Source organism: Avibacterium paragallinarum (genome assembly GCF_011765605.1).
Taxonomy (GTDB): Bacteria; Pseudomonadota; Gammaproteobacteria; order Enterobacterales; family Pasteurellaceae; genus Avibacterium; species Avibacterium paragallinarum.
In genome coordinates this window covers 724,495-749,910 of sequence record NZ_CP050316.1, presented here as the reverse complement: position 1 = coordinate 749,910, position 25,416 = coordinate 724,495, and the positions used below count along the sequence as shown (strand labels likewise).

Here is a 25,416-nt window from a genome sequence, read left to right as displayed (position 1 = left end):
GGAGAACGCCAATGATCATTTTCAATGAAGGGAAATACAAAAGCCTTTACGCCGCCGAGCAGGGAGAGTTAGAAAAAATCGCCCAAATCGTAGCACAAGATCAGGATTTTCGCCCTGTTTATCATCTAGCACCGCCAACGGGCTTGCTCAACGATCCGAACGGGTTGATTTTTGACGGCGAAAACTATCATCTGTTCTATCAATGGTATCCTTTTGATGCCCTACACGGAATGAAACATTGGGCACATTTTATCACGCAAGATTTCCAGCAATTTAGCCAAGCAGATTTGCTTGTGCCTTGTGAATTATATGAAAGCCACGGCTGTTATTCAGGCGGTGCAGTGAAAATTGGCGATCAAATTGCTGTTTTCTACACGGGAAATACTCGCCGTAAAACAGATAATCAACGCGTTCCCTACCAAAACCTCGCCCTGTTTAGCTTAGAGGGAAAATTACTCAGTAAGCGACCGCTCATTGACCAAGCCCCCGCGGGCTACACCGAACACGTTCGCGATCCCAAACCTTTCTTAACCCAAGAAGGAAAAATTCGCTTTATTTGCGGAGCACAAAGGGAAGATCTCAGCGGCACGGCGTTAATTTTTGAAATGGACGATTTGGCAGACACGCCTCGTTTATTAGGCGAACTTGCCTTACCAGCCTTTGATAATCAAGGCGTGTTTATGTGGGAATGTCCTGATTTATCGCAAATGGGCGATAAATCGCTCTTTATTTGGTCGCCACAGGGCAAAGCACGTGAGTGCGAGCAATATCAAAATAATTATCACGCTGTTTATGCACTGGGTAATCTTACCGATCGCCAATTCCACGCAGAACAGATTGCCGAACTGGATCAAGGCTTTGATTTCTACGCCCCACAAACCTTTTCAGGCACGCAAACAATGCTGTTAGGCTGGGTGGGGCTGCCGGATTTAACTTATCCAACAGATTGCTACAAATGGCATTCAATGCTTTCAATGCCACGTCAGTTACGCTTACAAGAGGGCAAAATCTATCAGCAACCGATTGAAAATATTTATAAAAATCTTACCGCACTTCAATCTATTACGGTTGAAAAAGAGGCTGTGATTGCAGATTTAGATCGCGCTTATCTCAAATTTGATGCAAACGCCCAGCCGTTCAGCCTGAAATTCTTTAATAATGCACAAAATCAGCACTTAACCCTAAGTTATGACGGCGAGTTGCTCTGCTTAGATCGTAGTCAAACGGAACAAACGGATTCAATGAAATCCTTTGGCGATCAGCGTTATTGCCGCATTGAAGATTTACGCCAAGTGGAAATCTTCTTCGATCGTTCTGTAGCTGAAATTTTTCTCAATCAAGGCGAAAAAGCAATGACTTCACGCTTTTTCATCTGCGCAAGAGAAAATAAACTTTGTACAGATAAACCGCTGGCGCTACAGGTGGGGTATCCAAAGAAAATTGAGGTTGATTATACAAAATAGCAAATAGATCTGTTTTTTTAAATTTATGTAACTATAATTAGTATCAAAAGGATGGATAGATGGGAAAATCTGAAAAATTATTAGAAAAATTAGCTAACGCTAAAAACACCTTTATTTGGACAGATTTACTCACCTTATTAGCTCGGTTAGGCTATGAAAAACGTGAAATGGCTGGCTCTCGTGTTAGATTTTACAACGCAGAGCTTGATCACTTAATCTTGTTACATAAACCGCACCCTGAAAATTACATTAAAGGTGGTGCGTTAAAATCGGTTAAAGAGGGATTAAAAGGAGCGGGATTGTTATGACCTTACTCAAATATAAAGGCTATGTCGGCACAATTGAAGCCGATTTAGAAAATAATGTGCTATTTGGAAAATTGGCTTATATACGCGATGTTATCACCTACGAAGCGGAAACTTTGCCACAATTAGAGAAAGAATTTCAAACTTCTGTGGATCTGTATTTGCAAGATTGCCAAGAACTTGGGCGAACGCCTGACAAACCTTTCAAAGGCGTATTTAATGTGAGAATTAGCGAAGAACTTCACCGTAATGCCGTGTTAGCTGCAGGTGATCTTAGCTTGAATGCCTTTGTTGCTGAAGCAATTAAAGAAAAAGTAGAACGTGCTGGCATTACAAATTAATACAATCTCGTATCATTTCCCCTACAAAATACAATAAAAGTGCGGTACAATTCCGCACTATTTTTATCTGAAATTAGCCAATCGCCGAGAAAATATGGAACAGTTTAGCCAATACATTCCTGATGAAATCACAATGTGTCGCTTTGGGGCGAAATTAATGCGAATTGTTAGCAAAATGACGACAGAAAAAGGCATTGTGATTTATTTAAATGGTGATCTTGGTGCAGGCAAAACCACCTTAAGCCGTGGAATGATCCAAGGATTAGGTTATGATGGCAAGGTAAAAAGCCCGACTTACACCTTGGTGGAAGAATATCATTTAGCGGGAAAATCCATTTATCATTTTGATTTATATCGTTTAAGCGATCCCGAAGAATTAGAATTTATGGCATTCGTGATTATTTTAATCCGCAAAGCGTTTGTTTAATCGAATGGTCGGAAAAAGGGCGAGGGCTGTTAGCTGAACCCGATTTAATCATCAATATTGATTATGCCGATGATGCACGCAACCTCCGCTTGCAAGCTCAAAGCCCGCAAGGCAATGTGATTATTCAACAGTTAAATCCGTAAAATGCAATAAATATGATAACAAAAGCCTATCGATTAATAACATATTTTATTATATTTGGATTGTACGCTCTTCCATCAGCAGCTAATGTATGGACTATTGCTATTGATCCAGGACACGGCGGAAAAGATCCTGGAGCAATCAGCCGAACTAAAAAGATCTATGAGAAAAATATTACCCTCTCCATTGCAAAAGAATTAAAAATTCTGCTAGATAAAGATCCTAACTTTAAAGCCGTTCTTACGCGTAAAGGAGATTATTATATTTCTGTCTCTCAACGATCAGAAATAGCGAGAAAATACAAAGCAAACTACCTCATCTCTATTCACGCTGACTCATCAGTTTCACCTGACCTTAGAGGAGCTTCTGTGTGGGTCCTCTCTAATCGTAGAGCGAATAGCGAAATGGGGCAATGGCTAGAGGATCACGAAAAACGCTCTGAACTCTTAGGGGGAGCTGGTACAGTTCTTGCCTCTCATAACGAAAAGTATTTAGATCAAACTGTTTTAGATCTTCAATTCGGGCATAGTCAGCGAGTAGGTTATGAATTGGGCGATGTTATACTCAAACGTTTTGCACAAATTACAACACTAAGCAGAAACACCCCCCAGCACGCTAGTCTTGGTGTACTACGCTCACCGGATATTCCATCTGTTTTAGTAGAAACTGGTTTTTTATCAAATTCCGATGAAGAAAAAAAACTGAATTCACCTACTTATCGGAAAAAGCTTGCTCGCGTTATTTATGAAAGTCTTGTAACTTTTCGACGGAATAATATAAAAAATGAGATTAATAACAATCAATATAAACAGAAAATACTGCCGAAGGACAGCAATATTCGCCATAAAGTGAAAAAAGGAGAAACTCTATGGGGTATTGCCAATACATATAAGGTCAATATAGATGCACTCATTGCTTTAAATAATATTAATGGAAAAACGCTTTTAGCTGGAAAAATACTAAAAATTCCTGTTTCTATTAATGAATCTGCAACATCAATCAATAAAAAAACATCTAGTAATGGTGCGTCTAATCAGCCCCTAGAGGTAAATAATAATGAAAAGATGGAAGGTATCACAAAACATAAAAACACCAATAATAAAATAAAAAATCTACCTAAATTCCATATTGTAAAAAAAGGTCAAACATTATTTGGAATTTCAAAAAAATACAATATCCCTGTACCAACTTTACAGAAACTCAATCCAAAATTGAAAGACGGCAAAGTGCAAACAGGGCAAAAAATTCAGTTACAAAAGTAGGAACACCAATGCCAATTCAAATTCTACCGCCACAATTAGCTAACCAAATCGCCGCGGGTGAAGTGGTGGAACGCCCTGCTTCAGTAGTGAAAGAATTGATGGAAAACAGCCTTGATGCGGGGGCGACACGCATTCAAATTGAGGTGGAAAATGGCGGGGCGAGCCTGATCCGCATTCGTGATAATGGCATCGGTATCCCGAAAGAAGAATTGGCGTTGGCATTGGCTCGCCACGCAACCAGTAAAATTGCGACCATTGAAGATTTAGAAGCTATTCTCAGCCTTGGATTTCGCGGTGAGGCCTTAGCCAGTATCAGCTCCGTTTCTCGCCTCACCCTCACCTCTCGCACCGAGCAACAAAAAGAAGCGTGGCAGGTGTATGCTCAAGGGCGAGAAATGGAAACCACCATCACCCCCGCCTCTCACCCCGTAGGTACAACCGTTGAAGTGGCGAATTTATTTTTTAACACTCCCGCAAGACGCAAATTTTTACGCACCGATAAAACGGAATTTGCCCATATTGACGAAGTGATCCGCCGTATCGCCCTCGCCAAACCTCATATTGCCTTTACCCTAACCCACAATGGGAAAACGGTACGACAATATAAAAGTGCGGTGGATTTTTCGCAAAAATTAAAACGCATTGCCGCGATTTGCGGTGAGGAATTTATCCAGCACGCTTTGCACATTGATTGGAAGCACGATGATCTTCATCTTTCGGGCTGGGTGGCAGCACCGAATTTTAAACGCAGTCAAAATGACTTAAATTATAGCTATGTGAACGGCAGAATGGTGCGGGATAAAGTGATCACCCACGCCATTCGTCAAGCCTATGCGGATTATTTAGGGCGTGATGAACACCCCGCTTATATTTTATTTATCGACCTCAATCCCAATGACGTGGACGTGAATGTTCACCCCACTAAACACGAGGTGCGATTTCAGCAATCCCGTTTAGTCCACGATTTTATTTATCAAGGCGTGCAAAATGCGTTGCTTTCTAGCCAAGAGCTAGGCTTTGTTGAACAGGTTGGGAATGGCGATCATCTCACGCAACCAGAGGGGACGACCGAGCAATCACACAATCAGCCATCGCATAAACCACAATCCTCAAGCGTACAAGAGCCAGCGGGAATTTGGCAGCCTTTTGCAGGAACGCCAAGAGGCACGACAAACCGAGCGGCAGCGGGGCGAAATATCTTTCAGCCTACAAACGAGGCTTTCTATAACATTACCGCTCCAAATGAGGGCGAGGGAGAGAGCCTTTCTCCCGCTGAGCAAAAAAACAATGCGGAAATCACACCGCACTTTGAACAACGCCAAAAGCATTACACGCCGTCAATTTCAAAAACTGAGCGTCAGGCTTATGCCGAGTTGATGGGCGGGGCTTCGGCTACATCGCAAACCACGCCCCGAATGGAAATTCAAGGCCCTGAGGATCTTTCTGCCATTCCGCACAACAACGCGATTTTGCGAACTCTTGCGTTGGTGGAAAACAAAGCCCTGCTATTGCAACAAGCCCAGCAATTTTATTTGCTCCCTATAAAGGCGTTGCAGACCCAGCAAATCAGGCTCAGCTTACAACAAGATCATATTGAGCAGCAGCCTTTATTGATCCCCATTCTGTTCCGCTTAGATGAAACACAACAAAAGGCGTGGCAGCAGCAAAAGGCATTTTTCGAGCAAGCAGGCTTCGCTTTCAACGAAAATTTCGCTCAGCACCGTATCAGCCTCACCCTTGTGCCAAGCTGTCTGCGTCAGCAAAATTTACAACAATGCGTAGGCAATTTACTCAATCAGCACAGCGAAAATTTCGCTCAATTTCTCACCGCACTTTGCGAGCAACTCGACTATACTGAGATTAATGTGCTTGGCGACGCGGTGAATTTATTAACGGAAATCGAAAGCCTGCTCCACCAGCAAAACCAAATTCGCTTATCGCAACTGCTGATCCCCATTGATTGGCAACATTATTTAAATTAGGGAACAGAATGTCAAACAAACCTCGTGCTATTTTCTTGATGGGGCCCACGGCTTCAGGCAAAACCGACTTAGCCATCAAATTACATCAACGCTTTCCCGTTGAAATTATCAGTGTCGATTCCGCCTTGATCTATCGTGGAATGGATATTGGCACGGCGAAACCCAATGCGGAAGAACTAGCACAAGCCCCGCATCGTTTGATTGATATTAAAGATCCAAGTGAAAGCTACTCGGCTGCTAATTTCCGCCAAGATGCCCTGCGAGAGATGGCAGACATCACCCAGCAAGGGAAAATTCCGCTCTTGGTGGGCGGCACAATGCTTTATTACAAAGCCTTATTGGAGGGGCTTTCGCCTTTGCCTGCCGCTGATGAGGGCTTACGCCAAGAAATCGAACAGAAAGCGGAAGAAATCGGCTGGAATGGGTTACATCAAGAGCTAGCGAAAATCGATCCCGTTTCCGCACAGCGGATCAACCCGAACGATAGCCAGCGGATCAACCGTGCGTTGGAAGTGTTTTACCTCACAGGAAAATCCCTCACCGAGCTAACGGAGCAAAAGGGCGAAGCGTTGCCTTATGACATCAGCCAATTTGCCATTGCCCCGCAAGAACGCCAAGTCTTGCACCAACGCATTGAGCAACGTTTTCATATAATGATCGAGCAAGGCTTTCAACAAGAAGTAGAAAAACTCTACCAACGCGGCGACCTGCACGCAGATTTGCCCTCTATTCGGTGCGTAGGCTATCGTCAAATGTGGGAATTTTTGCAAGGTGAATATGATCATCAAGAAATGGTTTTTCGCGGGATTTGTGCTACACGTCAGCTTGCCAAACGCCAAATCACTTGGCTACGCGGCTGGAAATCACCACTCACTTGGCTCGACAGCTTACAACCAGAAAACGCCTTAGCACAAATCACGCAAACGTTAAAATGATAAAATATCTAGATGACATCAAGATAAATTATTGCTATATTGGCAGGCGGAGACAATACGGGCATCCTCCTCCGTATGTTTATTTATTATAATTAATATAACCAAGAAGGAAAAAAAATGGCAAAAGGGCAATCATTACAAGATCCTTATTTAAATGCACTACGTCGCGAACGCATTCCTGTATCCATTTATTTAGTAAACGGCATTAAATTACAGGGGCAAATCGAATCATTCGATCAATTTGTGATTTTATTGAAAAACACTGTAAACCAAATGGTTTACAAACACGCAATTTCTACAGTTGTTCCAGCACGTGCCGTTCCTCATCACAACAATCAATCTCATAATCAACACAACGCAGTACAAGAAACGCCTGCAACACCAAGTGCTGAACCACAAGCTGAATAATTTTGGATAATCAATACCCTAAAAGTGCGGTGCAAAATTTAGATGAAATTTCCACCGCACTTTTCTCATCGTCAGAAACTCCCTCCACAGCCGATCCCGTGCGAGATCGTGGCATTATCGTGCAAGCCTTTTTCTCGGCTGAGAAAAACCTCGATGATTTGAACGAATTTCAACTTTTAGCGAAATCAGCTCAAGTGGAAATCGCTGCCACAATCACCACAAGCCGAGCCACACCGCAAGCCAAATATTTTATCGGACAAGGCAAAGCGGGAGAAATCGCCCAAGCGGTGCAAACTTACAATGCCAATGTGATCTTAGTAAATCATTGCTTAACCCCCGCCCAAACCCGTAACTTAGAAGCCCTTTGCGAATGCCGCGTAGTGGATCGCACGGGCTTAATTTTGGATATTTTTGCCCAACGCGCCCGCTCTCACGAGGGGAAATTACAAGTGGAACTTGCCCAATTAAAGCACCTTGCCACCCGTCTGGTACGGCGTAAAACGGGTTTAGATCAACAAAAAGGGGCGGTGGGCTTGCGTGGACCGGGGGAAACTCAGTTAGAAAGCGACCGCCGTTTAATCAAAGTGCGGATCGCTCAACTGCAAAATCGGCTCAATAAAGTGGAAAAACAGCGGAATCAAAATCGCCAAACGCGTAAAAAAGCGGATATTCCTACCCTCTCCCTTGTGGGCTATACCAATGCGGGAAAATCCACGCTATTTAATGTGCTAACGAACGCGGAAGTTTACGCTGCAGATCAACTTTTTGCCACCTTAGATCCCACATTACGCCGTTTAACCATTCAAGACATCGGTGCGACTATTTTGGCGGACACAGTGGGCTTTATCCGTGAGTTACCACACGATTTAATTTCCGCCTTTAAATCCACCTTGCAAGAAACTACCGAAGCGAGTTTGCTGTTGCACGTTGTAGATTGTACGGACACACGAAAATTAGACAATATTCAAGCGGTAAATGAGGTATTGCAAGAAATTCAAGCCGATAGCGTTCCCACCTTACTGGTCTATAACAAAATTGATCAAGTGGAAAATCTCGCTCCGCATATTGAATATGACGAGCAAAATCGCCCTATCGCCGTGTACATCTCTGCCCACCAGCAACAAGGCATTAAGTTATTAACGGACGCGATCCGCCAACGGCTCAGTAAAAATATGCTGCACTTACGCCTAAACCTCCCGCCACAAGAGGGACAAATTCGCCATTGGCTGTATGAAATGGGTTGTATTCGCCAAGAGCAAATTAGCGAGCAAGGTGAGTTTTTACTTGAGATTAATCTTGAGCAAAGCGAATGGAAAAAACTCCTCAAAAAACGACCGCACTTAATCCACTATCAAACATAGCTTAATGCCCTTACTTCATCAGATAATATCTCACGTTGCTATATTATGTAAGATAAATATTCATATCGCTTTTAACCCCCAAAGCAAACGATTGCTTAAAATAAAATATCTAGTATAATTCGCCCTATTTTTATCTCTTACCTTAGGAAAGCCTATGAACAACCTACTTTATTCCGTTGAAGACAAACCACCTTTTGGACTCAGCCTTTTGCTTGCTGCTCAGCACTTACTCGCTGCCTTAGGCGGAATTATTGCCGTGCCATTGGTGATTGGCAATGTACTAAAACTCTCGACCACAGACACAATTACGCTCGTCAATGCTGCATTATTGATTTCTGGTGTCGTTACTATTATCCAATGCCGTGGCTTAGGCCCAATTGGCATTCGTCTGCCAAGCGTAATGGGAACCAGTTTTACCTTTGTTGCAGCTGCACTTGCCATTGGCTTTAGTGAAGCGGGCGTTGCTGGCATTCTAGGGGCTTCTTTAATTGGTTCACTCGTGATGATTATCGGTAGCTTTTTTATGCCTTATATCCGCAAATTATTCCCACCAGTGGTAACAGGAACAGTGGTAATGATGATTGGTTTAAGCTTAATCCCAGTCGCAGTGGATTGGTTTGCCGGTGGGCAACGTACAGATCCTAATTATGCCACACCAGAGAATTTAATGATGGCAACCTTTGTTCTTATTATCGTAGTCGTTTTAGTGCAATGGGGGAAAGGCATTTTTTCCGCTGCCGCAATTGTGATCGGAATGATGACGGGCTATATCGTGGCACTCGCTCTTGGCTGGGTGAATTTTGATGGCGTGAAGCACGCACAAATTTTCGCTGTACCACAACCTCTTCATTTCGGATTAGCCTTTCCCATTTCGGGAATCATTGGAATGTCCATTGCTTACTTAGTTACCATTGTTGAATCCAGTGGTAACTTTCTTGCCTTAGGTAATGCAACTCAAACTGAGATTACGGGCAAACATTTACGTGGTGGTGTACTTTGTGATGGACTAGGCTCAGCATTAGCCGCAATAATGTCCACGACACCGTTTTCCTCTTTCTCACAGAATATTGGCGTGATCTCCCTCACTGGAGTGGCAAGTCGCTATGTTGTGGCAATTACTGGGGGATTACTAGTACTTGCAGGTTTGTTCCCTGTATTTGGTGCATTAATCGTATCTATCCCCCTTCCTGTACTAGGCGGTGCTGGCTTAATGATGTTTGCAATGATCATCGCAGCAGGTATTCAAATGTTAGATCGCATAGAACGAAGCAAACGCAACGGACTAATCATCGCCATTTCTATTGGCTGTGGTTTAGCCGTAACGACTCGCCCAGAATTACTTGAAAAACTACCGCACTTCTTCAAAGAGGTTCTAGGTTCTGGCATTACCGTTGGCTCTCTACTAGCACTTGTCCTTAATTTAATCCTACCACAGGATAAACAATCGTCTAAAAACAAATAATTGATTGAGGACGCCTATAAAAAAACTAGCCTGTATTACCCAGGCTAGTTTCTTAAAAAGACTCAACTAAACAGTATCTCATCGTTTAATATCATAATACCCCCCTTATTTCTTCCAAATAATATGATACTCTCGGTTATCTTCAGAATAAGATATAAGGCATTTTGCAAAAATATCATCCATAATATCCTGTTCATTAACTAAACCAATCCACACCTCTGCATATTCATTAGGATCAATCAATACGCCAATCTCTTCCTCCCAATCATCAGCAGTTTCCACAAGTTCAACCGCCCCCCTCTCTTCAAATTGTAAATTGAATAACAATATATCTGCTGGATCTAAATTTTCTCCTGCCATTTCTAAAAAAATATCATATGCCATATCAATTGCAGCATCAGGATCAAGTTTTTTTCTTTCTTTCATCATTCCCCCTTTAACCATATACAAAGGAAAGCATTATCAAATAAAGACCATCATATTACAAGTTAAAAAAGCCCCCTTAGAAACAGTAATAAATCCATATGTCCTATTTTTCAATATCTTATTAATAATCCTTAACTACTGGATAAAACGGCTTTCCCCAATCCATTTCATTATGATTTTTCATCATAATTTCTAGCATAACAGGTAAAAATAAAGAAAGAATATTACACCCTGTTTTTAGTTGCTCGCGATTTACTGAGCTATTAAAAGTCGCCCCACCGTGTATAATTTGATTTCTCAATGTATAAAGCCGTCTAAATAATACATCTAAAATACGATCAATATTTTGATTTTCTAAGGCAGAAAATAATTTTTCCCTTTCTTTTATCTCAGCTATCAAATATTCGTTTTCACTTATTTTCCCATTATGATAATCCCAAAAAGGCTGAAAGATAAATTTGTTATCTGCTAATAAGCGAATAGATTGAGAAAAGTTTTTCCAAACAAGATCATAAATCACTTTATTTTCATCTAAACCACAAATACGCAATAAAAACTCATTTAAATTTAACCGCTCTTTATTTTCTAAATTTTTAATTTCTTTTGCATATGCCGCATTAAAGGCAATCCACAGATAAATAAATTGACTATCTAACTCATCCGTTTCCTCCGCTTTTTTCAACCAACTCAAAGAGCGGTGAATTCTTAGCTTGAAATTATCGGAGTAGTTGAGGTGATCGCGGTTTTGTTTGAAGTGAATTATAAGTTCTTCTATATTCATTGTTTTTCCTTAATTTTATTTAAGAGTGTGGTTGTTATTTTCTGATGATGAACAAAAAATATAATCAATAACGATTTCCATTTGATGCATAATTTCTTCAATTTTATTACTGAACTTCTTAAAATTCTCATAATCTTTAAATGATTTTTTCAAGTCTTGTAGCGTACTTATTACTTCTTGTTCCTCATCATAATCTTCAAAATTCATTCCGATAGTCAGTGTTTCAATTTTATTTAGTTCTCCAAATATTTTTCTATGATGGTTATATTTTTCGGTTAAAGCCTTAGTGTATTTATCTTTAACTTTATTTAGGCGTTCTTTGATTTCTTTATGTTGATTATCATTTTTTGTATCAAATTCTGTTAAAAAATCATTTAACGATAACTTAATAAAGTCTAATTCTTTCCCACAATTAGAGTTATATGCAGAAATGCCTTTAAATGGAATCTCATAATCTTCTAATTCTTCTTTAACCACCTCCATTATGTCCTTTAATTCATCTTCGGGCTTAAGATCTGCTTTATTTAGCACGATAAATAGCGGTATCATTTTTTCTGGTATTAAAACGCTTTCTAAAAATTCAAGATCGGTCTGGCTAATCGTGCCATTTGTGCAATCAATAACCCAAATTAATGCTTCTGAATTACCAATAAACTCTTTAGCTATTCTTCCATCATCATTTGTCATTTCTTGACTGCCAGGGTTATATCCCGGAGTATCAATAAAACAGAGCTGTTCATATTTCATTGGTGTTGATAAAAAGATAAATGGCATTAACTGCTGTAATTTAAAGCCAAAAGAGTCAAGAAATTGATGTGTTGTAAATTTTTTGATATTAGCGAAATTCTCTTTTCCTGTTTCATCTTCCAATAAATTAATGATCCCCCCATTATTGTTACAAGCCAAAAATGACTTCTTATCTGAATTTAAGACATAAGTAGGAATCGCTGTTGTTGGGGTTACATCTATTGCTAAATGAAACCTTTTTTCGCCTTTTTTCTGATGAAATAAAGAACTGATAAAAGCGGATTTCCCCGCACTAAATCCCCCAGAAACCGCAATAGTACGTTTTTGATAAAAAGCAGGATTTGCACTGATCATTTTCAGTTCTTGTCCAATTTCTTGAAGTTCAAAAATAATATTTACTTTATCAGGTAAAACCGCTAAGGTATTTATAAAGGGGATAAATTCCCCTTCTAATAAACGATAATATTCTCTTATCGCAGAATGGTTATTCTTTGCAGATAAGAGCTTTGCGATTAAATTCTGACGTAATTTATGATCTTTAATTTCAGCATCTAATTTTTTTCTTTCTTCCTCTTTTTTAGATCGTTCCTGAGAAAAAATATTTAACTCAGCCTGTAACTGTTCTATATTTTCCTGCTTTTCTAGAAGATGTTGAGATAATCCCTCTATCTGTATCTTGCTATTATTAATGAAATTTTCTTTAACTAAAATTTCATTTTCTAAGTGAGCAATGTGTTCCGAGATATTATTTAAATTTTCTATAGCTTCTTTTTTATGAAAAAGTAGAGAAATAGTAGATTTTAATAAAGCTTGTAACTTTACAATATCCTCTTGCTGACTCATTTTTAATTATCTCCCAACACATCTTTAAATGAATTTAAAATCTTATTTTTTTGATATACAGTAAATTCTTTATTTTCTATATCTTTAATTAATTTTTCTAAATTCCCTGAGAGCTCCTCTGTTAATTTTTTGGCTAAATCATACTCTTTTAGACGGTTTCCTATTTCATTCGTATAAGTAATTCGATTTTCCGAAACATTATTAAATAGCTTCCCAGTATAATCAAATAACTTATCAAGGAATCTTTCTACATCGCTTCCTATTATTGTGCCACTTTGATTAATAGAAATTGGAATATCTTTTCTTATCGTAAAAGGTCTGTCTGGAATTAATGCAATAATATTATTTAGTGATCTTCTAATTTTATCAGGTTGCAATTCGTGTCCATCAATAATATTCACCATTTTATTTGTTACTCCTTTATTTATTTTTCTTTTAAATTCTATTCTTTTAGCTTCGATAATATCATTTAGCTCTTCCTCTAACATAGAGATAAAATGTTGCATCAAATGGCGTACTCTTCCCGCATTTATTTTAGTGGTTGTTCTTGTTTCTGTATGGGTTCCAGCCAAAAGCCCAAAGAGATTCGTCCAAGAACTTTCATCTTTTACTGTAACAGTTTTAGTGTTCGTTTTTTCCTCGTTATTCACACCAGTTTCTAACTGAGATTTAATCTGCTCTGTTTTAACTCTTAGAATATTTTTTAAATCACTTGTGTATTCATAAATATAGTCATCATAAATATCACCAATTTCATCTTCTATCTGTGCTGTTTTCTGTTGTAAATTTTGAAGCTCTTGTTTTGCTTCCTCAATATCTCCTTTCTCAATTTCCTTAATTTCTGTTTCAATTTCCTCTATCCATTTATCGCGATATTTTTCAAGAAGATTCTTTTTCGATGTTTCAAATTTTTGCAAACTATCTTTTAGGATCTCCGTTTTTCTCTCTCTTAGATCTTTGATTATTCCCTGGACCACATCAATATTTGCTATCTTATTGAGTTGTTCTCGCAATATTTCTCTATTCGATAATAGTGGGAATTTCATCATCAAGTTACCATAAAGCGTTTTTTCCCCACTATTCCAATTTTCATCAGGCTTATTGATATTTTTTAGCAATGAATAACCCATACTTGAAACGCAAAGCACTGGGTGTTTATTCATTTTTTCTACAATTGTATTAGGAATATCGCTTCCTTCTAAAATACTATTTCTTGAAGCCGTCAGTGTGTCTACAATCTGTTGATATGTTTGACTCGGATAGTCGTCATTATATTCCTGACCATAAAGCTGATTATCTGATTGGCTAGCAATAAGATAAATTTCTTGTGTTCCCTGAACATTTACCAACTTATCGAGTAACTCAGTATCGTTTTGGCTTAAGAATTGACCAGCTGGTGAAATAACGAGTACAGCATCACATTTAGCAAGCTCATTTTCTGTACGCATACTGCGTGATTGTACAGGGTCATTTAGTCCTGGTGTATCAATAATTTCCAATCCCTGTAAGCTTTCTTCTGGAATGCTTAAGGTTACCGACTTCGTCAACGGCATAAATTTGCCCTCAGCACCAACATATTGTTGTAATTCATCCATCAATTTATTATAGCTATCAGCTTTGAGTTCGTTTGTTTTGCCTAAATTACTTTCATAGCTAGGGTTGGATTTCAAAATGTCATGAATACGTTTATATTGATCATAGTAGGCAGCTAAAGAGGAATTTTTCATATCTCTTTCGGCTTTTTGTCTTGCTTTTTCAGGAGCTGCTACTTTTTCAGGATCTCTTGCTTTTTGCTCTTCTAATGCAGCGTTTTCTCTCTTTTTGAACTCATCTTGATAAGCCTCATATTTTCCTCGAAAATCGTCAATATCAGATTGAGAGAAGAATTCAACTTCTGCACTAATTGAATCAGCATATTTGATCATTGTTAACGCTGCTGTCATTGGTGTTGCTGCTTTAGGCAATACATCTCTTCCATCGAATAAAAGTGCATTTAATAAAGAGCTTTTCCCAGCTTTAACTCGCCCAACAATCCCAATGCGTAAAAAACGTCCTTCTTGTTGAATTTCCTCTAAATGTTTTTTCCACTCTGCTGGTGAACCAAGATTAAGTTCACTTCGAATAACTTCATTTTGTTTAGTAAGGTTATTCTTTTCTACAATTTTTAAGATTTTTTCATAAGTATTAATAATACTCATAATTACTCCTTAAATAAGGGGGGAGCTTTTCTTCCCCCTTTCTTTGCTATTACATATTAGTCGAATAAAATTTGATTTGATAAGGTACTGAGTTCTTGTTTACCAGCTTCTAGCTCTGCTAAACGAGATTCAATTTCAGCACCTTTTTCTTGACGTTCATTTTCAGCCGCTTCAATTTCTTGCTGTTTCTGTTTGAGAGAAACTTCAACTTGAGCATTTAATTGCTCAATTTGTTTTTCAATCTGTTGTTTTAATAGCGAAGGAAGTTGCTCTTGAATTTTCCGTTTAATTTGAGGTACGGTTTCATAAACAAAATTATGCTCCGCCTTTTCTCGCATTTGTCGTTCTTTTGCTTGTTGTTGAAAGAAGTTAATAATTTCAGGTAAGAAGAGAATAGCGATTTCAATTACAGGGTTAACAACGGAAGTTGCAATAGCTAATGAACCAATAATACTCTTATACATACCATTTTTTGAATCAGCGAGTTCTTTTAAATGATTTGATACTGTGCTAATACCATTTTGAGCTTTTTCGAGTAAAATTTTTGCACTTTCTGATACACGACCAATATCAAGATCGTGAGCAAAATTAGCGTCTTCACCACTAAAGATATTATTTAATTTAAGTTGAATATGCTGAGAGATTTCATTATTAATTTCTTGAAATTTACGCTCCATTTCTCGGATAAGTAGATTTTTTGAAATATCAACAACTTCTTCAGAATAACTTTGTGGATTATTCATCGCTAATGAGATTAATATATCTTTTTCTTGAAGTAGCCCATTTGCAACTTTGTTTGCTACATCAGTTAATTGTTGCCCAGAATACTTCGCGTTAATTTCATCGGCGAGTTTTTCTCTTTCCTCTGTTAAATTTCTAATACTTTCTTGAAGAAGTTTTATTTTTTCTTTTGATTCTTTATCGGTTTCTTTTAGTGTAGCTATCGTTAAGTTTATTGTTTGTACTAAACTTATTGCCTTATCTTTTAAAACATCTAAAAAGAGAGATTTAAAAAGTTCTTCTGGATTAATTGAAGACAAAATTTCTTTTAAATTTGCCCCACCATCATTATTTAACAACATAATGTCTTGAGTATAGTCATAATCCTCTACCAGTTGTTCTTTAATATGTTGATAGACTTGATCAACAACTTCTTGTGGACGTAAATTAGTCTTAGTAATACCAAAACTAAATTTTTTCTTCAATGTAATTAAATTATCTAATTCACGTTGCATTGTGCGAGTGATATTTCCGTCTTCGATAGAAGTCAGAAAAATAAAATAAACACCTTTATTTAAATAACTAAGAATAGCTTCCTGATGGTTTTTAATTGGTGCATCAAATCCCGGCATATCAACTAAAACTAACGGTTGAATTGCCTTAAGGTTGTCATTATTCAAATAAAGTTTCAAAAAACGGTAGTTTTGAGCATTATCTTTAATAGTCATTAATTCTGAAATCTCATAACGATGAATTTGATTTTCAGAATCTACTGCCTCAATATATTCATTTTGGCTATAACGTAATTCAGTAGCAAGTGCTGTTTCTGGTGTTATTGCAGTGGGAAGCTGATTATTTCCTAAAAATGAATTTAGTAATGTGCTTTTTCCAGCACTAAATGCACCAACGACAGGAATTAATAATTCTGTATTTTCTACCGCACTTTTCAAATTATCAAGTTCATCATTTTTTAAATTTAGTGATGACATAATTTGACTTGCATTATTAATATATTGTAAATATTTACTGCGACTTTCCATAAATGACCTCTTTTGTTTAAGATAGAATAAGTTAATAAGATTACATATTTAATTTTACAATTGATTCATCTTTTTCAATCTGTTTTTCTTTCTCAATTTGTTTTTCTTCTTGTTCTTTTAATCTCCTTTGAATTCGTAAAGATGCGACACAAACTACCGCAGGTACAGTTACTCTAAATGCTGGTGAAGCGATATCGAATAACGTCCAACCCCCCATAATCGACCAACCAATAGGACCAGTAAAAATAGATAATATTCGTGCAGTTGCTGAGCCTGCACTAACCATCATTGCTCTACCAAACATAAATTTCAGAAGTATATCTGACATATAGGTAGATAATTGATAAGTTCTCATTCCAGTCTGAGCAAATACCCCCATTAAACTACTTGAAAATATTGCTGGGGTAACGGTAGTTAAATTTAAATTAAATTCTTTACTTAATTCTTTTAATTGTTCTTGAGAAATTTTTTCAGTTAAATCCTCAAACAATTTTAAAAGTAAGTTTTGTTCAATTCTTTCTGTAGAAGCATTTTTACTAAAATTAACATCTAATTTATTTGCTACATCAATTAATACCTCTCTATAAAGCACACCTTTACCACCTCTAAATAAAGAAGCAAGTGTATTTCCTCCAAATAATTGAATTTCAGCCGCAATTTCTTTCCAATATTTATGATGTTTTGGAGCATATTTTTTATAACTAGATGAATTTGTTAGTTCTTCAGTAGTCCTATATGCCCCTTTCTCATCTTTTATTAAAATATCAACCAAAGGAGAAAGCTCCTCATCACTTAATTTGCTTAAAAATTTTAGATCTTCATCTTCACGATATGCCATTTTTTATTCTCCTGAATTATCAAATTTATTTTTTTATATTAATGCCAAACAACTTAATATAAGCCTTTTGTTTTAAACTACATTCCGATAAAGGTTTTAGTTTTAATGCAGTGTTACATTTTTCACAATGTGATAAAAACAAAACATCATTGTAAATAAGATATGTACTTACCCAATCACACTTTGGGCAATATTGAACATTAGGTCCTAAAATGTTTGACCAAACCATATTTCCTCCTCATCTTCCTCGTCTATGTCCTCTTTAAATAAGTTTTCTATTTCATTTTCTAAATCATAAGTATCTGGAATATTATAAAAATCAATTTCGTTAAATAAATTGGAAATAATTTTTAAAACCAATTGATCGATAATATTATATGTTTTTCTCCATAGGAAATAGCCGACTTCTTTTGGTTTTCCTGTTAAACTACCACTTAAATAAATAGATAAACCAGAAATATAGCTATCCAGATTCATATCAATATAGTCTTTAGAATAGCAATAGGCAGGTTTGGAACTGATCAGTGTCGAAAAATAGCCAATTATATCGGCGATATGTAATAATGCCTTTTTAGAATCATATTTATCCATATTATAATAAGCAATAACATAATAATATATGGCAGTTAGAATATTAAAGCTATGAGGATTTTTTATATCAATAAGGTTCTGTTTAGAAAGTTCTTCAATTATTTCTATAAGCGTTAGCATAAAGAAATCCTCGACCGTAGAGAAATAAGGCTCAACTAGCTTATCTTCATTGCGATATTTTAAACTATATTCATTGAAAAATTGATCCATCTTTTCAAAAATGATAGCAACGCCTTTCCATTCTTTTATATTTGTATTTAATAGGAACTCAAGTTCTTTATCAAGATTTTCATTAAAACCAATATCATTATTGTTTTTTTCTTCTTTGGTGAAATAAAAATTCATTACTTCTAATAAATTAAATAGTCTAATTAAATTGTTTTTTGCATTATCATTTTTATTAGTCGTATTCTTGCGAAGCATATTTAAAGCAGAATAAATACCACTATTTTCAAGCTGTCTATCACTTTCTATTAATGATGAAACTTCTTCTAAAGCTAATTCAAATTTTTCATTTGAGTGAGTTTTTCTATTATCATTTTTCTCTATATTCTCAAGCAATCCAATTTCCTTAATCCTTTTTTCTATTAAAAACAATACTGTCCCAATTCCTGCACTATGAAAGCCCTTTATTACTTCAGCTTTTGAAGGAGCATTTTCACTGTATGGTTTATATTCTTGTTCTTGATAACATTCTAAGAGCCATTTTTCTCTTTTTTCTAAATATTGAGATAATTCTAATTTTTCTTTTTCAGAAAGTTCATTAAGTAAAGGAAATTTTCCTTCTTCAAATATATTATTTCTAAATAATTGTATTATTGTGTACATATCTGCGGCATCTAATCCTTCTGGAGCATCAGGCACGCTTAAATACCTATATTTATCAAAATAATTACTTGACAATCGTTGAAAAAATCTTGTTTGTAAAGCAGATACTGGGATAATCTTATTACTTTTAAAACCCATTTTTTCAAGATAATCTTTAGTTAATTTTAAACTCTCTAATACTTCTATTTCTCTATTACTATCAAAATAGAAATCTGATTTGTTTAATATAAAAACAATATCTTTGTTATGGTTTTGTTTTATTATAGATTGTATCTCACGAAGTAATTCTATATTGTTATTATCAAGTGGATTTTTCTCCCCCTCTTCTTCATTATATTCATATGCAGATAATATATAAAAAACAATACCATAATTATTACTGTTTATAGCTTCAACTATCTTTTTACTATTTCTACTAGAATTAAAATCATAGAAATTTAAATCTATATTTTGTTTTATAATTTTAAAATTTGAAGATATTTCGATCTGAGAGACCTGTTCATCACAACGCCATTGATACAATTCTTCATATCCAATAGTAGTGCATTTTTTTATGATTTTATGATTGCTATCATAAGCAATCACTGAACTTATATTTTTTTTACCTGTTATTTCTTGTTGATAAATATCATATAAAAAATTAGAGTGCTCACCCTGCAAATGGCTATTTTTTACACAAATAATCTCGCAATGTATTCCATCTAATGGATTAGAATTATTAGTCGCTGGCACTTTTAATAAATCCTCTCCAATTAGAGCATTTAAAAATTTTGTTTTCCCTGAAAATTTATCACCAACAATAATAATATCGAAAGCATTGTTACTCATTTTATTTCCTCCTTATTTTTTGTAAATTACTTGAATTTGTTTATTTACAGGGTTTGTTTTTATTTCAAAATCGGGATCAATTACTGATGTATTCGCAGATTTAGCTTTTTTAGTATTAGAAGAACGATTTAATAGCTTACCAAACAATCCCCCTCCTACGCTTGCGCTTGCTGCTATTGTGAAACTAGAGAGCGTAGTCTCTAATGAAATAATCTGACACTTAAACCCATTTTCCTCAATAATTTCTTTTACTCTATTTTCTTCTTCAGAGAAATTATCTGCCTCTATAGAAAAACTAATTTTTTCCTTAATTAATTTTTCAATAAATTTATCCGTGATTGTTTCCGATTGAAAAACACTATTTTTATATTTTTCAATGAATGCTTCTTTCGTTAAACATAAATCATTTTTGTAAAAATTTACTAATTCATCGTAATAAGTTGTTATTTGTTTTTCATCATTCGATTCGGATATTTCTTTTTCCAATTCATCTATTTCTCTCTCCATTTCATCTAATTTTCTGAGTTCCTCATCAACTTTATCTAAGCACACCTGACGAAACTCTTCATCTGTCATTTCTGGAGTAGTATCCTTATATATTTCATTGAATAATAGAATAGTTAATTTTATTTTATGAGTAAAAATTAGTTTCTTATCATTATCCTCTTCATCAGGAAGCTCAAATAAATTAGGAAACCCAAGCAATCCTTCGTCATAAATAAATTTAATCAAGTAATGTATCTTTTCTTTATAAAGTTCATATTCATTTTGATCTTCTTTCGATATGTCTAATAATCCTTCATCATAAAGATTAGAAAATACCGTATCTGTTTCTATCCGTAATATGGAATAATTTAGTGCTTGTCCAACTATGACTTCTAATAACTCTCTATTCATTTTTTCCTCACTAATTGATTAATAATTCATTCATTGCTTTTTAAAATGGTACAGCCCAACAATCATTATCTGTAATTAATTTTGTTTCATATCCATCGCTTATTCCTCTGGCTGGCGTAATATAATAGTACCAATAGTTTGTCGGATAGGTTTTATCTACCGCTAATATTGCACCACCCCAAACGCGGAAATCAGAAACATCAGAGTCGCCTATCCCTTCAGGAATTTCATTGGGGTTTCTGTAATAAATAGACGCATCACCTTCTTCTACATCTTCAAACTCACGAAGAGTGCAATCAATATGAAAAGGTTTTATACCTTGTCGATTTAAAAAAGTATTTTTAATATCCTTATCTGAAAATAATTCTTCACCCGTAGCAAGGTTAAAATAACGAACTCCCTCTCCTTCCTGCTTGCGAATAGCGGCAACCGTTTTATCAATATGTTGAATAAACTCTTTTGATGTCGTTATGTCTTGTTGTACGCTTGGACTAAAATAAGCATAATCATCAATATTAACTTCACGAGCATTACTTGAAAGACTTGCTATTGCAGTTAATAACGTAAACATAGTCAATTTTTTCATTTTCTCTTCCCTATTATTTCTTGTAAGTAATATTTACTCTGCCGCTCATAAAATTTCTTCCGATTTCAAAATCAGGATCAATAGTTATAAGATTATGAATGGCAATATAAGCTAAACTTAATAATCCTAGCTGTTTAATCGAGCCTGAGCCTAAGCTGCCAGCACATAATAACGATCTATTTTCAGTGTAAACCCGACAGCTAAATCCTTTGGCTTCAATAAGTCTTTCTACTCGTTCAACTTCTTGCTGAATATTTTCAGCTTCGATAGAAAAACTCATTTTCTGTTCAATTAATGTATTGATAAATTGATCACTAATTTCAGTGGATTTAAAAGAATTAAAATTATATTTTTTATATATGCCATCTAAAGTTAAATTTTCAAAATTCATTTTCACCTCTAAGCTTTGTAAGTAATATTAATTTGGCTATCAATAATATTTTTTCCAATCTCATAATCAGGATTAAGTGTTAATAGATTATGTGCGGCAATACCCGCTAATGTTGCAACCCCGATGATATTAGGTAAAAAAATCGAAAGACCAACTGAAGCTAAACGATTTTCAGTATAAACACGGCAACTAAAGTTATTCTCTTCAATAATACGTTCAACCCTTAATGCTTCTCTTGAAAGATCATCAGTCTGTATAGAAAAATTTAGTTTACATTTCACTAAGGCTTTAATTTTTTCATTGCTAATTTCTTTTTTAAAGGTTTTATTGCTATTCTCTTTTATAAACTCTTCTTTCTCTATTAATGAGTCTTCAATAAGAATAAGATTTTTTTGAATAATTTTATCGCCATTGAAATCTACCATTGCAACTAAATTATTCGTATATGGATCATTTTTCATTGCATAACAATGAACATCTTCTAATAAAGCGTTATCTTTACTAAACTTTTCTTTATTATTTTCAATAAAAAGTTGAAATCCACTACCTATTCCAATAATGCCTTTATCATTTTTAGAATGAAAATAAATTGATAGTCTATTTAAATCATATAAGAGATATACTCCCTCTTTAACAACTAACATTAAATAAAAATCTAATGCTTTGTTTGTGAAAATGATTTCTTTGAAATTTAATAAAATATTAAAAAATGTATCAATTGATTTTGCGTGATAAACTGCATATTCAATAATAGGTAATACAAAAAAATTAAATTTTCCAGCATAAGCTACTGCTAAAACCTTTTGACCATTTATTTTTAATAACGCATCAGGACAAAGGAAATATTTTCCATTTTCATCGGATTGAATATACTTTCCATCTAATAACTTTAAGGTTTTATGATTCCTTTTAGCGAAATTTATGACTTGGTTTAAAGAATATTTTTTATTCCGAAATGGGTTATTTTCAATCAAATAATCAAAGATTAATTTATCAACCTCAGAACTCTGAGTATCAATAATATTACGATCAGCACTTTCACTAATATCAAATTGATTAACAAAACCTTTAAAAGTAGAAATGGTTGTTGCCATCGTATCTGTCATTAATCTGCCTTGAGAATAGGTTACTGTTGTCATAAAATAAATTTATTTCCTATTAATTTATTATTTTTTATAAGTAACATTAATACGACTATTGATAAAATCTTTACCAATTTCAAAATCTGGGTTATAGGTTAAGAAATTATGAATGCCGATACCAACAGCAGTAGCTATTCCAATTAAAGCCCCAACCCCTCGGAACACACCAGCTCCCATTCCCACTGAACGATTTTCTGTATAAACTCGGCAAGTAAAGCCATTTCTTTCAATAAGCTCTTCAATATAAGCCACATCATCAATAAAATTTTCTGTTTTGATCGAAAAGTTAATTTTATTTCTAATTAGTTTATTTAATGTTGCTGTATCTAGGGTATCTAATTGCATTTTTAATCTCCGAATTAAATCTTTTCAATCTTATTCAAATAATTAAGTAAATTATCTTTTAACTCTTCCTGCAAACTTTGAGGGCTGATAATAGTTAAATGCGGAATCCAATATTGAACCAGAGGTAAAATTTCTAATTGGCTGATATTTTGTGCTGAAAGTAATAATTCTCCACTTTCTAATTTATGTAACAGCTTTTGGTTAGGTAATAAATTTCTGCGTAAGAAAAAAGGCGCGGCAAAAGCAGAAACTCGAACCACCACTTCCGGCATTACATTTCCATGTGATAATGAATCGCTATTTTTAATATTTTCGATAAATTTTTGATTAGGAATAAATGTTTCAGATAAAACCTTTAATTGTGAAATTTGAGTAAAGCAGAATGTTTTTTGTTTATCATTTTGATTTTTATCTGTGCCAATAAGATACCAAATGCCATTTTTATTAGTTAATAAATAAGGTTCGAGTTGATAAAATGTTGAATGTTCACTATTTATTTTTTTATATTTAAATGAAATCAGTTTATTTTGCTGAATGGCTAATTGAAGCTCGTTGAATTGTTCTTTTAAATGGCTGATATTTTCATATTGAACGCCTTTCACTTGCACGGATTGTGTGAGCTTTTCTTGATAAAACACTTTATCAATCTCTGGGAATAAATTAGAAACACTGGCAAAAAGGGCAAAGCGTTGAATATCTTCTTCGGTCAGTATATCTAATTTTTGGCGATCTAATCGATAAAATCTAGGTCCTAACTCATCCCAAGGTAAGAAATTAAGCCGCTCTTTTATATCTCTTTGAATGGTTCTTATAGATACATTAAACTCATCTGCAAGTTCATTAACATCAATACGTTTGCCTTTGTTAAGCTCGACTAAAATAAGACTAATTCGCTGGGCAAGCTGTGTTGTGCTTTTCATTTTATTTCCTTTGAAGAATTATTGATGTTCTTATTCTATGGCAATAAACAGAAAATTCGACGACAGGTTGTGTCGGGATGAAAAAAATTTCTTACTTTTCTCATATTAGACTTTTAACATCTAATCTAAGTATGCTCCGCTATTTATGAAAAGAAGTCAAGACCTATTATTTCTCCTTTAACAGTAAGGAGTTAGCTATGTTGAGCAAAAGTGAACAGTTATTGCGAACAATTGGACAAGCAATTGCAAAATATCGTCGAGCAGTAGGAATGACTCAAGCTGAATTAGCCGAAAAATTAGATATTAGCAATGATGCAGTATCAAGAATGGAGCGTGGAAAATCAGTTCCTTCCGTATTAAGACTACTAGAATTGTCAGAAATTTTTCATTGTGAAGTCGCGGATTTAATCACCCTTAGTAGTAATCGCTCAATGGATCAGGCCAGAAAATTAGAACTTTTACTTATTGGCTTAGAGGCTTATGAACGTGCAGAACTGATTAATATCATTGAGCGGATACTAACTTGGAAACAACATAAAGAAGATTGACTTTATTTAGTTAAACTCAAGTATTCTTCCAATGTAGCAATCGCCTCCAAACAACGTGCTTTTCTCTGCTGAGTATGAGTAATATGTCGTTGGAGCTGTTGCTTTTCTAATTCATCCGTTGCGAGATAATATTGATCTTTCTGTAATGCAATTTTATCATTCAGTGCTTGCAATGCTTCATAATATTTTTCTAAGCGTTCTCTTGGAGGGAGCTGATGTATCTCATTTTTTTGCTTAACCCGATAAGGTGAGGTTGTTTTTTCTTTCCGTAATTTTTTCTCAAAATGAGGAGAAGAAGCGGCATCTAGTAATGCTTGTAGCTGGGCTAATAATTTTTTACTGTAAAATTGGCATTGATATTGTTCTTGATCTTGTAACTTTTCAAGCTGTGTAAGCGTTTGAGTGATTTCAGCACGATAAAATGCAAAAGTTTGATAATCTTCACTAAATAAAGTGCGGTCGAATTTTGCATAAATTTTTTGTTCATCAGTAAACTGATACTGCCGATAACATTGTGTAATTTTTTTCTTTAAACATTGAATTTGATCAGATTTAGCTATTATTTTATTCATACAGGGAATATTTCATTTTGTGAAAATTAAGAATGCTTTTATAAATAACCGATATTCATCCTTCCTATTTTGGAGTATTTAGATTAAT

General features: G+C 35.2%; 24 protein-coding genes and 1 pseudogene. 11 read left to right on the top strand and 14 right to left on the bottom strand.

Annotated elements, in window-relative coordinates; translation table 11 throughout:
- Positions 1-11: 11 nt before the first annotated feature.
- The 10 genes and pseudogenes from HBL79_RS03725 (at position 12) to HBL79_RS03680 (ending at position 10,087) form a co-directional block, all read left to right on the top strand.
- Positions 12-1,463, top strand: a complete 1,452-nt coding sequence (locus HBL79_RS03725) for a glycoside hydrolase family 32 protein (protein WP_046097372.1) — start codon at positions 12-14, stop codon at positions 1,461-1,463.
- Positions 1,464-1,522: 59 nt separating this feature from the next.
- Positions 1,523-1,771, top strand: a complete 249-nt coding sequence (locus HBL79_RS03720; RefSeq protein ID WP_035687070.1) for a type II toxin-antitoxin system HicA family toxin — start codon at positions 1,523-1,525, stop codon at positions 1,769-1,771.
- The gene (locus HBL79_RS03715) at positions 1,768-2,109 is read left to right on the top strand and encodes a type II toxin-antitoxin system HicB family antitoxin (protein ID WP_035687072.1); all 342 of its coding nucleotides are present in this window, start codon (positions 1,768-1,770) and stop codon (positions 2,107-2,109) included. Before HBL79_RS03720 ends, HBL79_RS03715 begins: the two co-directional genes overlap by 4 nt.
- A gap of 94 nt (positions 2,110-2,203) precedes the next feature.
- Positions 2,204-2,679, top strand: a pseudogene (tsaE, locus tag HBL79_RS03710) (tRNA (adenosine(37)-N6)-threonylcarbamoyltransferase complex ATPase subunit type 1 TsaE).
- A gap of 12 nt (positions 2,680-2,691) precedes the next feature.
- Positions 2,692-3,939: an N-acetylmuramoyl-L-alanine amidase gene (locus HBL79_RS03705; RefSeq protein WP_035687078.1), complete on the top strand. Its 1,248-nt coding sequence runs from the start codon at positions 2,692-2,694 to the stop codon at positions 3,937-3,939.
- 8 nt (positions 3,940-3,947) lie between these two features.
- Positions 3,948-5,921 (top strand): DNA mismatch repair endonuclease MutL, encoded by a 1,974-nt coding sequence (mutL, locus tag HBL79_RS03700; protein ID WP_035687081.1) that lies wholly within the window; start codon positions 3,948-3,950, stop codon positions 5,919-5,921.
- Between the two features lie 8 nt (positions 5,922-5,929).
- Positions 5,930-6,856 carry a tRNA (adenosine(37)-N6)-dimethylallyltransferase MiaA gene (miaA, locus tag HBL79_RS03695; protein ID WP_035687084.1) on the top strand — a complete coding sequence of 309 codons (927 nt, stop codon included), beginning with the start codon at positions 5,930-5,932 and terminating at the stop codon, positions 6,854-6,856.
- 117 nt (positions 6,857-6,973) lie between these two features.
- A complete protein-coding gene (gene hfq, locus HBL79_RS03690) occupies positions 6,974-7,264 on the top strand; it encodes an RNA chaperone Hfq (RefSeq protein WP_035687088.1) in 291 nt (96 codons plus the stop codon).
- A gap of 2 nt (positions 7,265-7,266) precedes the next feature.
- Positions 7,267-8,625, top strand: a complete 1,359-nt coding sequence (hflX, locus tag HBL79_RS03685) for a ribosome rescue GTPase HflX (protein ID WP_035687091.1) — start codon at positions 7,267-7,269, stop codon at positions 8,623-8,625.
- A gap of 154 nt (positions 8,626-8,779) precedes the next feature.
- Positions 8,780-10,087 (top strand): nucleobase:cation symporter-2 family protein, encoded by a 1,308-nt coding sequence (locus HBL79_RS03680; RefSeq protein WP_017805881.1) that lies wholly within the window; start codon positions 8,780-8,782, stop codon positions 10,085-10,087.
- 105 nt (positions 10,088-10,192) lie between these two features.
- Here the strand turns inward: HBL79_RS03680 and HBL79_RS03675 are convergent, their stop codons facing one another.
- The 13 genes from HBL79_RS03675 to HBL79_RS03615 form a co-directional block, all read right to left on the bottom strand.
- Complete coding sequence (locus tag HBL79_RS03675; protein WP_017805882.1) at positions 10,193-10,513, bottom strand: HI1450 family dsDNA-mimic protein; 321 nt, start codon at positions 10,511-10,513, stop codon at positions 10,193-10,195.
- A 121-nt stretch (positions 10,514-10,634) separates the two neighbouring features.
- On the bottom strand, positions 10,635-11,294 hold the full coding sequence (locus HBL79_RS03670; RefSeq protein WP_035687094.1) for a HEPN domain-containing protein: 660 nt from the start codon (positions 11,292-11,294) through the stop codon (positions 10,635-10,637).
- 15 nt (positions 11,295-11,309) lie between these two features.
- Positions 11,310-12,884, bottom strand: coding sequence for a dynamin family protein (locus HBL79_RS03665; protein WP_035687097.1), 1,575 nt, complete (start codon positions 12,882-12,884; stop codon positions 11,310-11,312).
- A 2-nt stretch (positions 12,885-12,886) separates the two neighbouring features.
- A complete protein-coding gene (locus tag HBL79_RS03660; protein WP_035687100.1) occupies positions 12,887-15,082 on the bottom strand; it encodes a dynamin family protein in 2,196 nt (731 codons plus the stop codon).
- Positions 15,083-15,138: 56 nt separating this feature from the next.
- Positions 15,139-16,842, bottom strand: coding sequence for a dynamin family protein (locus tag HBL79_RS03655; protein WP_035687103.1), 1,704 nt, complete (start codon positions 16,840-16,842; stop codon positions 15,139-15,141).
- 40 nt (positions 16,843-16,882) lie between these two features.
- The gene (locus tag HBL79_RS03650) at positions 16,883-17,680 is read right to left on the bottom strand and encodes a YaaW family protein (protein ID WP_035687106.1); all 798 of its coding nucleotides are present in this window, start codon (positions 17,678-17,680) and stop codon (positions 16,883-16,885) included.
- 207 nt (positions 17,681-17,887) lie between these two features.
- Positions 17,888-19,927 carry a P-loop NTPase family protein gene (locus HBL79_RS03645; RefSeq protein ID WP_035687112.1) on the bottom strand — a complete coding sequence of 680 codons (2,040 nt, stop codon included), beginning with the start codon at positions 19,925-19,927 and terminating at the stop codon, positions 17,888-17,890.
- Positions 19,928-19,939: 12 nt separating this feature from the next.
- Entirely contained in the window at positions 19,940-20,824 is an 885-nt protein-coding gene (locus HBL79_RS03640) for a hypothetical protein (protein WP_035687115.1), read from the bottom strand.
- 40 nt (positions 20,825-20,864) lie between these two features.
- Positions 20,865-21,410, bottom strand: a complete 546-nt coding sequence (locus HBL79_RS03635; RefSeq protein ID WP_035687118.1) for a hypothetical protein — start codon at positions 21,408-21,410, stop codon at positions 20,865-20,867.
- A gap of 13 nt (positions 21,411-21,423) precedes the next feature.
- On the bottom strand, positions 21,424-21,801 hold the full coding sequence (locus tag HBL79_RS03630) for a hypothetical protein (protein WP_051128088.1): 378 nt from the start codon (positions 21,799-21,801) through the stop codon (positions 21,424-21,426).
- 8 nt (positions 21,802-21,809) lie between these two features.
- Positions 21,810-22,940, bottom strand: a complete 1,131-nt coding sequence (locus tag HBL79_RS03625; RefSeq protein ID WP_233570715.1) for an HMG-box domain-containing protein — start codon at positions 22,938-22,940, stop codon at positions 21,810-21,812.
- 27 nt (positions 22,941-22,967) lie between these two features.
- Entirely contained in the window at positions 22,968-23,288 is a 321-nt protein-coding gene (locus HBL79_RS03620; protein ID WP_017805889.1) for a hypothetical protein, read from the bottom strand.
- Positions 23,289-23,302: 14 nt separating this feature from the next.
- Positions 23,303-24,208 carry a helix-turn-helix transcriptional regulator gene (locus HBL79_RS03615; RefSeq protein WP_035687121.1) on the bottom strand — a complete coding sequence of 302 codons (906 nt, stop codon included), beginning with the start codon at positions 24,206-24,208 and terminating at the stop codon, positions 23,303-23,305.
- Between the two features lie 197 nt (positions 24,209-24,405).
- On the opposite strand from HBL79_RS03615, the gene HBL79_RS03610 reads away from it, so the two are divergent.
- Positions 24,406-24,756, top strand: a complete 351-nt coding sequence (locus tag HBL79_RS03610) for a helix-turn-helix domain-containing protein (RefSeq protein ID WP_035687123.1) — start codon at positions 24,406-24,408, stop codon at positions 24,754-24,756.
- Between the two features lie 2 nt (positions 24,757-24,758).
- On the opposite strand, the gene priC is transcribed toward HBL79_RS03610, so the two are convergent.
- The gene (gene priC / locus HBL79_RS03605) at positions 24,759-25,328 is read right to left on the bottom strand and encodes a primosomal replication protein PriC (RefSeq protein ID WP_081637526.1); all 570 of its coding nucleotides are present in this window, start codon (positions 25,326-25,328) and stop codon (positions 24,759-24,761) included.
- Between the last annotated feature and the right edge of the window lie 88 nt (positions 25,329-25,416).

Excerpts from the sequence above, each read along its gene's own strand:
- HBL79_RS03640 (WP_035687115.1), bottom strand. The coding sequence starts at position 20,824 with ATGAATAGAGAGTTATTAGAAGTCATAGTTGGACAAGCACTAAATTAT.
- HBL79_RS03705 (WP_035687078.1), top strand. The coding sequence starts at position 2,692 with ATGATAACAAAAGCCTATCGATTAATAACATATTTTATTATATTTGGA.
- HBL79_RS03625 (WP_233570715.1), bottom strand. The coding sequence starts at position 22,940 with ATGACAACAGTAACCTATTCTCAAGGCAGATTAATGACAGATACGATG.
- HBL79_RS03720 (WP_035687070.1), top strand. The coding sequence starts at position 1,523 with ATGGGAAAATCTGAAAAATTATTAGAAAAATTAGCTAACGCTAAAAAC.
- HBL79_RS03650 (WP_035687106.1), bottom strand. The coding sequence starts at position 17,680 with ATGGCATATCGTGAAGATGAAGATCTAAAATTTTTAAGCAAATTAAGT.
- miaA (WP_035687084.1), top strand. The coding sequence starts at position 5,930 with ATGTCAAACAAACCTCGTGCTATTTTCTTGATGGGGCCCACGGCTTCA.
- mutL (WP_035687081.1), top strand. The coding sequence starts at position 3,948 with ATGCCAATTCAAATTCTACCGCCACAATTAGCTAACCAAATCGCCGCG.
- hfq (WP_035687088.1), top strand. The coding sequence starts at position 6,974 with ATGGCAAAAGGGCAATCATTACAAGATCCTTATTTAAATGCACTACGT.
- HBL79_RS03675 (WP_017805882.1), bottom strand. The coding sequence starts at position 10,513 with ATGAAAGAAAGAAAAAAACTTGATCCTGATGCTGCAATTGATATGGCA.
- HBL79_RS03620 (WP_017805889.1), bottom strand. The coding sequence starts at position 23,288 with ATGCAATTAGATACCCTAGATACAGCAACATTAAATAAACTAATTAGA.
- HBL79_RS03645 (WP_035687112.1), bottom strand. The coding sequence starts at position 19,927 with ATGAGTAACAATGCTTTCGATATTATTATTGTTGGTGATAAATTTTCA.
- priC (WP_081637526.1), bottom strand. The coding sequence starts at position 25,328 with ATGAATAAAATAATAGCTAAATCTGATCAAATTCAATGTTTAAAGAAA.
- HBL79_RS03635 (WP_035687118.1), bottom strand. The coding sequence starts at position 21,410 with ATGAAAAAATTGACTATGTTTACGTTATTAACTGCAATAGCAAGTCTT.
- HBL79_RS03655 (WP_035687103.1), bottom strand. The coding sequence starts at position 16,842 with ATGGAAAGTCGCAGTAAATATTTACAATATATTAATAATGCAAGTCAA.
- HBL79_RS03665 (WP_035687097.1), bottom strand. The coding sequence starts at position 12,884 with ATGAGTCAGCAAGAGGATATTGTAAAGTTACAAGCTTTATTAAAATCT.
- HBL79_RS03725 (WP_046097372.1), top strand. The coding sequence starts at position 12 with ATGATCATTTTCAATGAAGGGAAATACAAAAGCCTTTACGCCGCCGAG.
- HBL79_RS03610 (WP_035687123.1), top strand. The coding sequence starts at position 24,406 with ATGTTGAGCAAAAGTGAACAGTTATTGCGAACAATTGGACAAGCAATT.
- HBL79_RS03660 (WP_035687100.1), bottom strand. The coding sequence starts at position 15,082 with ATGAGTATTATTAATACTTATGAAAAAATCTTAAAAATTGTAGAAAAG.
- HBL79_RS03715 (WP_035687072.1), top strand. The coding sequence starts at position 1,768 with ATGACCTTACTCAAATATAAAGGCTATGTCGGCACAATTGAAGCCGAT.
- HBL79_RS03615 (WP_035687121.1), bottom strand. The coding sequence starts at position 24,208 with ATGAAAAGCACAACACAGCTTGCCCAGCGAATTAGTCTTATTTTAGTC.
- HBL79_RS03670 (WP_035687094.1), bottom strand. The coding sequence starts at position 11,294 with ATGAATATAGAAGAACTTATAATTCACTTCAAACAAAACCGCGATCAC.
- HBL79_RS03680 (WP_017805881.1), top strand. The coding sequence starts at position 8,780 with ATGAACAACCTACTTTATTCCGTTGAAGACAAACCACCTTTTGGACTC.
- HBL79_RS03630 (WP_051128088.1), bottom strand. The coding sequence starts at position 21,801 with ATGAATTTTGAAAATTTAACTTTAGATGGCATATATAAAAAATATAAT.